General features: G+C 28.4%; 10 protein-coding genes. All 10 read right to left on the reverse strand.

Annotated elements, in window-relative coordinates:
* Positions 1-289: 289 nt before the first annotated feature.
* The gene (locus OA86_RS14905) at positions 290-1,009 is read right to left on the reverse strand and encodes a hypothetical protein (RefSeq protein WP_039355053.1); all 720 of its coding nucleotides are present in this window, start codon (positions 1,007-1,009) and stop codon (positions 290-292) included.
* A 158-nt stretch (positions 1,010-1,167) separates the two neighbouring features.
* Entirely contained in the window at positions 1,168-1,896 is a 729-nt protein-coding gene (locus OA86_RS14910) for a hypothetical protein (protein ID WP_039355057.1), read from the reverse strand.
* Positions 1,897-2,062: 166 nt separating this feature from the next.
* Positions 2,063-2,656, reverse strand: coding sequence for a hypothetical protein (locus OA86_RS14915; protein WP_039355060.1), 594 nt, complete (start codon positions 2,654-2,656; stop codon positions 2,063-2,065).
* A gap of 608 nt (positions 2,657-3,264) precedes the next feature.
* Positions 3,265-4,107 carry a hypothetical protein gene (locus OA86_RS14920; protein WP_039355064.1) on the reverse strand — a complete coding sequence of 281 codons (843 nt, stop codon included), beginning with the start codon at positions 4,105-4,107 and terminating at the stop codon, positions 3,265-3,267.
* 42 nt (positions 4,108-4,149) lie between these two features.
* Complete coding sequence (locus OA86_RS14925; RefSeq protein ID WP_039355067.1) at positions 4,150-4,917, reverse strand: hypothetical protein; 768 nt, start codon at positions 4,915-4,917, stop codon at positions 4,150-4,152.
* 149 nt (positions 4,918-5,066) lie between these two features.
* Complete coding sequence (locus OA86_RS14930; protein WP_039355070.1) at positions 5,067-5,615, reverse strand: hypothetical protein; 549 nt, start codon at positions 5,613-5,615, stop codon at positions 5,067-5,069.
* Between the two features lie 168 nt (positions 5,616-5,783).
* Positions 5,784-6,641 (reverse strand): DUF695 domain-containing protein, encoded by an 858-nt coding sequence (locus OA86_RS14935; RefSeq protein ID WP_039355073.1) that lies wholly within the window; start codon positions 6,639-6,641, stop codon positions 5,784-5,786.
* Between the two features lie 178 nt (positions 6,642-6,819).
* Complete coding sequence (locus tag OA86_RS14940; RefSeq protein ID WP_039355075.1) at positions 6,820-7,557, reverse strand: hypothetical protein; 738 nt, start codon at positions 7,555-7,557, stop codon at positions 6,820-6,822.
* A gap of 141 nt (positions 7,558-7,698) precedes the next feature.
* A complete protein-coding gene (locus tag OA86_RS14945; RefSeq protein ID WP_039355077.1) occupies positions 7,699-8,337 on the reverse strand; it encodes a hypothetical protein in 639 nt (212 codons plus the stop codon).
* Positions 8,338-8,477: 140 nt separating this feature from the next.
* Positions 8,478-9,161 (reverse strand): hypothetical protein, encoded by a 684-nt coding sequence (locus tag OA86_RS14950; RefSeq protein ID WP_039355080.1) that lies wholly within the window; start codon positions 9,159-9,161, stop codon positions 8,478-8,480.
* Positions 9,162-9,365 lie beyond the last annotated feature (204 nt).

Consider the following 9,365-nt stretch of genomic DNA (forward strand, 5'->3'; position numbering starts at 1 on the left):
ATTTTTATTTAAGTCAACTTTATTATCATAAAGAGCATCTGTGAAATTTTGGTCCAGATATATTTTTTTGTGAGGTTGACAATTAAATAATAAAAAATTAATAGTTAATAAAAATAAAATTAGTTTTGATTTCATTTTGAAAAGTGTGTTTGTATAAAATTTCTGCTAACGGTTTGCGGCTTTGCGATGGTGCGGCTTAAAATGCCAAATCTATCTATTATAAACTAAACTTCGGAATATCTAAAATCTTTAAAATTTGCGATAATCCCGCACTATCGCAAAACCGCTGTTACCTGACGTTTTTTTTCTGATTACGTAACCAATTACCTAAATCCTCATTCTCCATCAATTCGCTAATCTTTTTCAAATCCATATTTTGCGAGTTTTTGTATTTTAGTGTTAATGGCTTTAAATCATTTATAAAAATTTCTTGATTTAAACCATTACATTTAGTTTCTCCAAATCTTAAATATTGAACTGCGTTGGATACTCTTTTAATGTCGTTTGAAACTAAAGCTTCTTTTAAAGCTCCAAGTCGACTCCATTTATCACTATTTTCTTTCCACCATTTTTTGACTTTTTCTGCTTGGTAATTTCTTGAATTATTTAATTTTTCTTTTTCTCGTTTATCTTTCCAGTTTAAATTACCAATATTAATAGTCGAAAATCCAAAATTTTGAAACGTTAATTCTTCAAGTAACCAGCCAGCTCTAATCGAAACCCAATCCATAGAATATGGAACATAATGTCCGTGACCATACCATTTTTGTGCACCAGGATAAATTAGGTCAGCTGTTCCAGTTAATTTGACGAACGTCGTATCACCAACTAATTTAATTAATTCAGGTATTACTTCTTTTTGATAATTTTCTAATGCAATTTTTGATGGATAAACATCTTCATAAAACGATGATTCTTTAAATTTTAAAAATAGACTATCAATTTTGTGATTTTGACCTGAACAAATTGAATTTATAATTAAAAATATAAGAAATATTATTTTTTTCATAAGCGTTTTTGTAAAATGGCAGGTAACGGTTCGCGGGTTTGCGATGGTGCGGATAAATATATAAAATCTTTCTATTATAAACTAAACTTCGGAATATCTAAAACCTTTAAACTTGGCGAAAATCCCGCACTATTGCAAAACCGCTGTTATCTGCAGTATTATTTAGGGATTTTGGCTTCTCTAAATATTCCACGTTCGGATAACTGGTTATTTTCTGTCTTGTATTTGGGTGTTAAAATATAATCAGAAATTTTTTCAATAGATTTTGTTTTAGCATTTAGTTGGACTTCCTTTGCAATCATTTTTATAATTTCTTTTCTTTCGTTTTGATATAAATATATTTCTCCTTTTTTGAGTTTTAATTCATCCAAATGGTTTTCTTCTATACTTTCAATATCATTTAGGTTATAGAAATAGACACTGTCCTTTGTTTCTTTAAATTTGTCGAATTGGTATCTTCCTCCGTTTGAACTTTCAGAATATCCTTTATATTGATAAATAAGTGTCGTTAATGTAATTCCACTAAAATCTGATGATTCAATTTTCATTGGTTTGAAAATTGGAATACTTTTATAGTAAGGTTCACCGCACGTTCCATAACAATCGTGTGTTATTCCTTCTATATTCATTTTATTAGGAATTTCTGATAATTGATAAATTGGAAGAATATTTTGCACATCAACTTCAAACGTTTCTGTAGAATCTAAAATAATAAAACCGTGTGGATTTGAGTCAAGTCCGCCCCAAGCACTGAAATTGTAAATTACATTTGAAGTTCCTTCAATTCTCTGTATAAATAATTTATCAATTGTCCATTCTGTTTTTCCTAAACCACATCCATAGAAAAATAATAATAATATCGTTATTGGTAAAAATTTTATTTTCATTTATTAGCGGGATTTTTAGAAATATTGCAGATAACGGTTGGGTATTTCTGTTGGCGGGGACTTTTTATAACAAGTCTTTGTAAATATAACAAATTGGACAATTAGCGAAAATCTTGATGATAGGAACTTCCGACCCGCTAATAGAAATACCGTGTTATCTGCAGTGCTATTTGTCGAATTTTGCGGATTCAATTGCATTAATAACTTTGTTTCCTATGTTTTCATCAAGATAAACTACAGCAATTGTTAAGTCCTTATTTTTAACAAAACTTGTGTAATTAATAACTTTCATTTTAGTTTTAGGAGGAATATTTATTGATAAAGAGTATTTTGTAAAATCAACATTGCCTATTTTTTTTTGTTGATTTAACGAATCAATTTTTGATTTTTCAAAACCCCTGATATAAGTTCTGTATAATAATCGATTCGATTCATTTACGGCATTAATGTAATCTCCATCAATCTTAGGATCATAATCTGTAATATTTACTAAAAAATAATTGTTATCATCAACTCTGAAAAGTTTTGGCTTCAAATCACTAATATCAATGTCAGTATCGTAGATTTGGTCAATTTTTTCCTTTCCATCATTTAATAATTCTTTAGATTCGTTTGCACTTATTTCTTCAAATCCTTCCGGCAAATTCATTTTGAAGCCAGTATTATTATCAAAGATTTGAATTGGTTTATCAGATTTCTGTCCTTTACAACTAAGAATAGTTCCAATTAGAAAATAAAAGAAAATAGTTTTAATATTCATTTGCGAGGTTTTGGTATTGTATTGCAGATAACGTCCGGGGATTTCTGCAGGCGGGGTTTAAAATAACCGCCTTATCTATTTACGAATATAGTGATAATATCTAAAATAGTGGATTAAAAACTTCGTCCCCGCTTGTAGAAATCTTGTGTTAGCTGCAGTATTTCTTCTCTAATAAGTTTTTAGTTAGAGAGAAATTTTTAGTCAGGTTGATAATTTTTAGAAAGGGTAGAAGTTTACCTCATTAGTTAAGTTAAATTTAAATTTTTCCAATAAATTCCAAAATTCAAGGAAAAGTTTTCCAGTGTGGTTTTTTCCGTGATTGACAGTAAATTTCCATTCCTGTAAATCTCCGCACGAAAATTATAGTCCATTCTTACAGGTGAGATTTCAGTAATTCTAAAGAATTTCGTAAAAAAATCCAATCTTAAAACTCAAAAAAAAAATTGGCTAAAAAAGCGGTGTGGAAATATTGCAGCTAACGGTTGGGTATTTATGCAGGCGGGGTAAAAATACGAAAACTTTATACTTGCTAAAATCTTAATTGATCGCTAAAATCTTCGATGAAAACTTCAGACCCGCTTGTATAAATACCGTGTTGTGTGTAGTTTTTATCGTTTACCAATTATTTTAACTATTGGTTCAATATCTTTATCAACTAAATTCACTCCAAAAACTGCTTTTCCTATTTTTTTAATTTTTCTAATTCTTTGTTCTATTATGTCTGCATTAATTTTCTGTGGCTTTAACTCAAATTGTTCTTTTGCAAGATAAGTTATCATCCCAATTGCAGATAAGTTCTGTGCTAAGTTAAAATCTAGTGTTTCTACGATGATACGAAGTAATTTAATTAAATCGATTGATTCACCTTCTTCAAAGTTTAGGACATCTGTATTCTGGAAGTCTAAATCAGTTAACGCACTTGTCCAATATAAATTTAAATCAGCTCCTTGATTAACAATTAAGGTATTTAATTGAGGTGAGATTGTTTCAGAGAGATGAGTGAATAAGTTTCTCCTAAGTCTAATATATTTTATAGTGTCAATTATTTCTCGTGGTGGAAGAGAGCAGCCAGAGGATGTTAATGTAAGTAAATATTTTTCTTCAAGTTGGTTATCATTCCTCGAAACAAAACTGCTAGGATTGAATAAGCTCAAAACATTCAGACTATCCCTAAGATAGTAGCTTGTGACTTCATAGCTAGTGGAAATATAGGAAGCAAAAGTGAATTTTTGATTTAATTCTTGAAACGTTGGTAAATCTTTTATTTTTACATTTATCCGAGGTGCCATTATATTATCTTGAAATAAATCAGGTGTAAATAAATCTCCTTCTTCGCTTCCAAATTCTTTTAAACGCTTTATTAATTCATTACGATTAAATTGAAAAAAACATAATTGGTCATTCAATGAAGCAAGTGTATCAATATATTTTTTAATTAAAGGTGTTTTCATATTGAGCTATAAACGTTTATTCTGCATTATTTTTATGTTATGTTATTTTGCTTTGTTTGGACTTATTTCCATTAAATAGCTAAAGCGTAAATGGCACTTTTCATTGTATATTTTTTCTTCTTGGACTATCCATTTGTACATTTTAGGATATGCAAATTCCATTATATTAAAAGCTGCAAGCCAAAAAGAACCTCCGAAGTCTTGGAATCGGATATTTTTTTTGGTTTTATCAGTTTTTGAAAGTAAAAATTCTCCAACTTCAATAAATTCATTTTGTTTGTATTTAGAAAAAGTTTTAACTAACGTTCGTTTAGATTTATTGCTCCTATGCGCTACGTAATTCCTTAAAGAATAAAAATCGTCAATATGATTTCCTGCTTCTGCTGATATTTTTTGGAAGGGATTCTTCTTTTCGGTTAAAATCTTTTTACTAATCGATTTTAAATTGCTTACACTCCTTAAATCAAAATATCCTAATCCGTTTAGATAAGCTATACATTCGTCATTACTAATCGTTTTAGGTAATTTTAATTCCAATTCTTGAGAGAGTTGTGAAGTATCTACTTTTAAACATTCACAAATTATTTTCTCTGCATACCATTCCCAATCGCAGATTGTTTTAATTGTAAAAGCTTCGATTATTTCTGAGGCTTCATAATCAGAATATACCTTTCCACGAAGAGCTAAGATTTTGGTAAATAAAAATTCAGCTTGCGAGTGAATTCTCGCCATATACATTATTGTATACTGATAACCGATGGAATTAAATTCCTCAATATTTTTCAGCTCTTTTAATTCGGATTCGGTCATTTTTTTAAATTACACACAACGGCTGGGTATTTATGCAGGCGGGATAAAAATACGAAATCTTTCTACTTGCTAAAAACTTAATTAATCGCTAAAATCTTCGATGAAAACTTCATACCCGCTTGTATAAATACCTTGTTAGCTGTAGTTTTTCATTCAGTTATAAAAGATCTTATTTTTTGATAATTTTTTTTGCTTTCATCTAAAAATGTTAGTCTTATTTGTATTTTATTTCTATTGATAAATAAAAACCCTTTTATTAAAAATTTATCGAGATTTGTTTCTCTTTTATTTATGACATTATTTAATGAGTTTAAATAGATTAGAATTGATGAATTATTGTTGCTATCAAAAAGTTCGGTTTTATTTATGTCTTTTTGTTCAACGTAATATTTCCCGTTTTTGTAAATAATCCCATTATTCTTTTTCAATTCAAGTTTTCCTCGAAATAACATACTTGCTGAGTCAATAAAAATTAATAAAAAAATTAAATTGAGAAGAAGGCAAAAACCCAATAATAAATATTCATTTTCATAAAATAATTCTCCAACCCATCTGAATCTTCCTGACGACGTTGGTTCTCTATGAGATAAATATTCAGAATTTAAACTTATTAAAGTGAAAATTGTAAAAAGAATGATTGATAAACCTAAATATTTTAGAATTTTAAATTTATTATACTTAATTGAAAGCTCTTTCATTCTTTGGCGTTGGTTTGGTAAAATTACAGCTAACGTTTTGCGGCTTTGCGATGGTGCGGATTAATATGAAAAATCTTTCTACTATAAACTAAACTGCGAAATATCTAAAATAGTAAAACTTGCGAAAAACCCGCACTATTGCAAAACCGCTGTTGTGCGTTCGGTTTTTTATTCATTTGGCATTTTCTTTCTAAATTCATAGTATAGATTCCAATTTTTATCTGTCAGGATTTCAAACTGAAAAGGACGACTTTTCCCCGATTTTTCAATTAATTCTAGGGTTTTTCTAGCGTCATTTTTGTCATTGGTTACAAAGTAAAAATTTCTAATTCCTTTGTAAGTGTCACGAAAAACATAGTAGTTTTTGATTTTATTTTCGTTCAAACTATTTTCAATAAAAAACTCAAAATCATTCAATTTTTCTAGTTCTTCATTTGTCGGTAATAATACTTTTCCGTCTTTTTCATATGAAGTTGTGATTTTTATAAAATAACAAAATTCTTCTTTATGTGGAAATCTGTCAAAAGCGGTATTTCCAATTAATAGACACGGAAAATTATTTTTTTGAAAATCAATCGTTTTAAATTCTTCAGGAACAACATACGTATTTCTCTCGATTGCTTTGTCTTTGTCAACATTTCCTACGTCAAAACCATCATATGTTATTTCGTATTTATCGGCTATTTTATACAGTATTTTGTCAAGTTCAAATAAACTTTGTGGATTATGAATTTCTTTCCGTTCGAGATGTAACCAATAACTTTTGTCTACATCTTGATAAACTTCAACGAACTTAAAATTTTGGTTTTTAAGTTCATTTGCTATTTGGTCAAATTTATCTTTTTTGTTTGATGTGAAAAAATATCCCCAAAGCATTTTTTGATTTAAATTACTGCCTTGATTTTCCATATTAGTGAACATTTCTTGAATTTTTTCAATAGAAATCTCCTCACTTTTAGATTGTGAATTAGAATTTCCGCAACCAAAAAGACTTAAAATAAATGTCCACATAAATATTCTTTTCATTTGATATACACTTTTCGTTTCCGCTCTTTTAAACTGACGCACAACGTTTTGCGGCTTTGCGATGGTGCGGCTTAATATGATAAATCTTTCTACTATAAACTAAACTTCGAAATATCTAAAATCTTTAAACTTGCGAAAAACCCGCACTATTGCAAAACCGCTGTTATCTGTAGTATCTTTAAAATTCAATATGCATTAAAACTTTACAACCATTATTTTCATCGATACCATATTTTTTGCCAATTTTACTTTCCTCTACTAAAATTAGATTTTTAGAAACTAGAGTTGGAACTAAAATTAAATTTTCAAAATAATCCTTGTAAGCAAAGAAATTAGCAATTCGATATTTAGGTGTAATATTTATTTCACTATAATTATACTCATTTTCGTGTTTTTTATATAATTGCACTGTTGTATAGTTTATTCCATTATGAAAACTTAAAATATATTTTCCGTCATCTAATATTTGTGGGAATTCGTCAGTGAAGATAGAAATATTATTTTTTTCATTAAAAATTAAGAATCCGGCTATTTCAAATCCAGAAACTTTAAAAATAAAAAAATTAGACTTTTTATCAACCAATAAAAATTTCACGTTACATGTTTTTGTTTCCGTAAGTTTATTATTAAAAAACGAATTAAACTTTGCGCAAGAATCTTTAAATACTTTAGGAAATTTTAATTTAAATTCATTTAAAAGTTCGGTATTTTCCGAATATTTATTTTCCTCAAAATTAACTTTTTTTGTTTCGTAAAGTTTAAAAATTTCTTGATTTAGAAACTCAATTTTTACCGTACCAGTTGATTTAGTTGAATAAGAGAAATTTGCACATTTTTCACCTTCAAAGGGATTTACTATTTGTGAATTAACGATTTCAAATATTAAAGTGAATATAATAACTAAATATTTAACCATAATTGTGGAATGATATTGCAGATAACGGTTGGGTATTTATGCAGGCGGGATAAAAATACGAAAACTTTATACTTGCTAAAAACTTAATTAATCGCTAAAATCTTCGATGAAAACTTCAGACCCGCTTGTATAAATACCGTGTTAGCAGATGGCCTTTTCCGCTATGTTGATACATTTATCAAAGGAATTAAGAATGTCTTGAAGTTTTATTAATAAATCTTTCGTGTCAATTTCTAAATTGGGAATTTCACTCACATCAAATTTTTCTTTATCATTGAATCTTGGCCAAAAAATGAAATTATAAAAATAGTCCCAAAGTCCTTTTATTAATTCGTTGTCTGCATAAATTTGTAGGTAATTGTTTCGTTCATCTTGATTTATAAAGTCATCATATAAATTTATAAAATTTGCAAAATCTTCAAATGTATTTATATCTAAAGAACCTTTTTTAATATTATTTGATACCGAAATAAGATTATAAGTGTTATCTGCAATTAAATCAACTTTCGTTAAACCGTCTACCCAAAGTTTAAAGTTTTCGGATATGGTTAGACTATCAATTTGTGATAGCAATGTTGAATATAAATTTACTAGAGATGCAACAGCAAGAATTTCTCCGCTTCTATATGTCAACAGTCGATCAGTACTTGCTTTGTCTGTATCAGTGTACCAAACTAAAAATAACGGATGTTCAAAATTCGGTGAACAATATTTTATTATCCAGTAAGAATAATCTTCATTTTGTTTGTTCGATATTGTTTTGTTATTCGCTGTTGTCATAGGCTTTCTGCCAACGGTTGGGTATTTATGCAGGCGGGATAAAAATACGAAAACTTTCTACTTACCAAAAACTTAATTAATCGCTAAAATCTTCGATGAAAACTTCAGACCCGCTTGTATAAATACCTTGTTATGCGGCGTTATTTTCTGCTTTTTATTAGCTTCTTTTTCAGTTTTCTATATTTTCTATATTCAGAATAATTTTCGGCAGTCAATATTTTAACAGCACTCCAGGCAACACCATCTCTTGTCCAGGTAAAATAGGGAACTTCACTCACAAATTTTTCTCGATTCGTTTTATAATCTATTATTTTATCTATTTCCGTTACAAAAATATTTATTTTGTCAGATTCCAAAAATTTATTTTGCGATGTTGGTGTCCAATAATGTTTGTAGGAATAATTTATCCCATTTTTGTTTTCCAATTTATAAGTGATTCCGTCAAAACCAAAAGTCCATTCTTTGAGGCGATTATCACTTGGAATATCGTTTATTTTTAAGGAATCAATTAACTTATTAATTTTATAAACTTGACTTTCATTTAATTTTATTTCCCGAATAAAAACTTCTCCTGTTTTACTATTATCCCATATTTCATCCGCATAAATTAAATACTTATTAGAAATTTCAGATAATTCTAAATAATATTTGTCCGAACTAAATCTGAAAAAGTTAGAATTTCCTTCGGGTTTTAGTAAGTTCAGTTTTTCAACAATTGGTTTTTCATATTTATAATAATGAAGAGTATCACTATCATTAGTCAATTCATAATTAAGTGCTTTTTGTCCAAAAACAAAAACTGAAAGAACTGAAAAATATATCAAAAATGTTGATTTCACGAGGTCTGGATATAATGACGCATAACGTTTTGCGGCTTTGCGATGGTGCGGCTTAATATGATAAATCTTTCTACTATAAACTAAACTTCGAAATATCTAAAATCTTTAAACTTGCGAAAAACCCGCACTATTGCAAAACCGCTGTTATCTGTAGTATCTTTAAAATTCAATATGCATTAAAACTTTACA

It is taken from the genome of Kaistella jeonii, assembly GCF_000812865.1.
In the GTDB taxonomy this organism is placed as follows: domain Bacteria; phylum Bacteroidota; class Bacteroidia; order Flavobacteriales; family Weeksellaceae; genus Kaistella; species Kaistella jeonii.